The following is a 2,654-nucleotide window of genomic DNA, read 5'->3' as shown; positions in this document are numbered from 1 at the left end:
ATCGAAACCGCCATCGCCGACATCTGGTCCGACATCCTCGGCATCGACCGCATCGGCATCCACGACAACTTCTTCGACCTCGGCGGACACTCACTCCTCGCCACCCGAGTCGTCAACCGGGTTGCGAAGGCGCTGGACTGGAACGTCTCCGTCCGCGACCTGTTCCAGTCACCCACGGTCGCGTCGATGGCTGCCGGGCTGACAGCGATCGAAGGGAGGGTCGCCCACCTGGTTCGGCGGCCGAAGGCCTCCGAGGCACCGCTGTCGTTTGCGCAGCGCAGGCTCTGGTTCCTGGACCAGCTGGAGCCCGGCAGCGCGGAGTACGTGATCCCGCTCGGCTTCCGAATCATGGGCAGTCTCGACCCGGCTGCTCTCGGGGCGGCCTTCTCCGCCCTGGTGGAGAGGCACGAGGTGCTGCGGACCCGGTTGACGATCCGGGGTGACGGCGAACCGGTCCAGGTGATCGAATCTCCCTGGCAGGTCGAGATCGACCTGTTGGACCTCTCAGGAATCGGCGACCAGGACCGGCGCGAGGCCAAAGCCCGTGCGGCCGTGGACACGGAGGCGAGCAGGAGTTTCGACCTGACCTCCGGACGGCTCCTGCGGGCGATGGCCGTCCGCCTGGCCGATGAGGAGTGGCTGCTACTCGTCAGCATGCACCACATCGTCGCCGATGGATGGTCGCTGGGCGTACTGACCCGCGAGCTCCAGGCACTGTACGCGGAGGCGTTGCACGGCACGCCGGCGGCGCTCCCCGAGCTTCCCCTTCAGTACGCGGACTTCGCCGCCTGGCAGCGCGACTGGCTGTCCGGGGCGACGTTGGAACGGCAGTTGTCCTACTGGCGGGAAAGGCTGACCGGGCTGGAGCCGCTGGAGCTGCCGACCGATCGGAGCCGCCCTGCGACGCGTTCCGGCGCAGGCGGCGAGGTGTCGTTCACCGTCCCGGCGGACGTCGTCGCCGCTCTACGGGGAGTGGCTCTGGAGCGGGGCGCCTCGCTGTTCATGGTCGGTCTCGCGGCCTTCCAGGTCGTGCTGTCCCGATGGAGCGGTCAGGACGACATCTCCGTCGGCAGCCCGATCGCCGGCCGCAACCGCGCGGAGATCGAGGATCTCATCGGCTTCTTCGTCAACACGCTGGTGATGCGGTCCGACCTGAACGGGAACCCGAGCTTCGCGGAGCTTCTCGAGCAGGTCAGAGAGACGACGCTGGAGGCCTACGCGCATCAGGACCTCTCGTACGAGCAGATCGTCGAGGCTCTGGTGCCCGAGCGGGACCTCACCCGTACGCCGCTGGTCCAGACCGCTTTCGCTCTTCAGAACGCGGACGCGGGAACATGGAGCCTGGGGGATCTCGAGATCTCTCCGTTCGAAGTGACGACGCACACCGCAAAGTTCGACATCTCGGTCTTCCTCGGCGAACGGGAGACCGGGGAGCTCGACGGCAGGGTGGAGTACTCCACGGAGCTGTTCGACCGCACCACGGTGGAGCGGCTGACCAGGCACCTGGTGACCACTTTGCAGCGTGTGGCCGCCGATCCGACCGCGCCGGTTGGTCACATCGACATGCTCGCGGCCCAGGAACGGCACCAGTTGGTCTCCGAGTGGAACGCCACGGCCGCGGAGTTCTCCGACCGGATCGCGATCCAACAGCTCGTGGAGAGGCAGGCCGCCCGCACACCCGAGGCCCCAGCGCTCGTCCAGGGAGCCGCGACACTGACCTACGCCGAGCTGAACTCCCGGGCCAACCAGATCGCGCGGTACCTGATGGACCGGGGCGTCGGCACCGGGATGCTCGTCGGCGTCTGTGTCGATCGCGGCGTGGATCTGGTGGTCGCACTGCTCGGTGTCCTCAAGGCCGGCGGTGTCTACGTGCCGCTGGACCCCGGGTACCCCGAGCAGCGCCTCAGCTTCATGATGCGGGACGCCCAGGCACCTCTCCTCATCACCCAGGGCACGCTGCGGAACCGGTTCTCCGCGCTCGACACCGAGCAGATCCTCATCGACGAAGCGTGGCCCGACATATCCCAGTGCGAGTCCGGGAACCCCGCACCGCAGGCCGGCCCGGACGACCTCGCCTACATCATCTACACTTCGGGATCTACAGGCAGGCCCAAGGGCGTGATGCTTCGACACCGGGGGCTGGTGAACCTGAGTCAGCGCCTCCCCGCTGAGCTGGGGATGACAGCCGAGAGCCGTGTCCTGCAGTTCTCCTCGCCCAGCTTCGACGCCGCCGTCTGGGAGGTCTTCACCACCTTCGGCGCCGGAGCCACCCTGGTTGTCGCCTCCGCTGATGACCTCCAGCTGGGTGCTCCCCTGGAGCAGACCCTGCAGTCGCAGCAGGTGAGCATGCTCACCGTGCCGCCGACACTGCTCGCCACGCTCTCGGCGGAGAATCTGCCCGCTCTCAGGAACCTGGTCGTGGCGGGGGACTCCTGCTCCCCGGAGACTGCCAAAGAATGGGCGCGGGGGCGGGTCTTCGTCAACGCCTACGGCCCGAGCGAAGGAACGATCTGCAGCACCCTCCACCACCACGACGAGAACGGTGACCGCGCGCCCATTGGTCGGCCGATCGCGAACACCGAGGCGTACGTGATGGACCGGTACGGCCGACTGGCGCCTCTTGGTGTGCCCGGTGAGCTGTGGATCGGTGGCGT

1 protein-coding gene is annotated in these 2,654 nt (G+C 67.7%); it reads left to right on the top strand.

Annotated features, from left to right (window positions below):
* Nucleotides 1–2,654, top strand: a 2,654-nt coding sequence (locus AB0435_RS34055) for an amino acid adenylation domain-containing protein (protein WP_366428721.1), incomplete at both ends; no start/stop codon positions are given.

The organism is Streptomyces sp. NPDC051173, assembly GCF_040689515.1.
Taxonomy (GTDB): domain Bacteria; phylum Actinomycetota; class Actinomycetes; order Streptomycetales; family Streptomycetaceae; genus Streptomyces.
The sequence above is the reverse complement of the archived record's forward strand: the minus strand, read 5'-3'. Positions and strand labels throughout refer to the sequence as shown.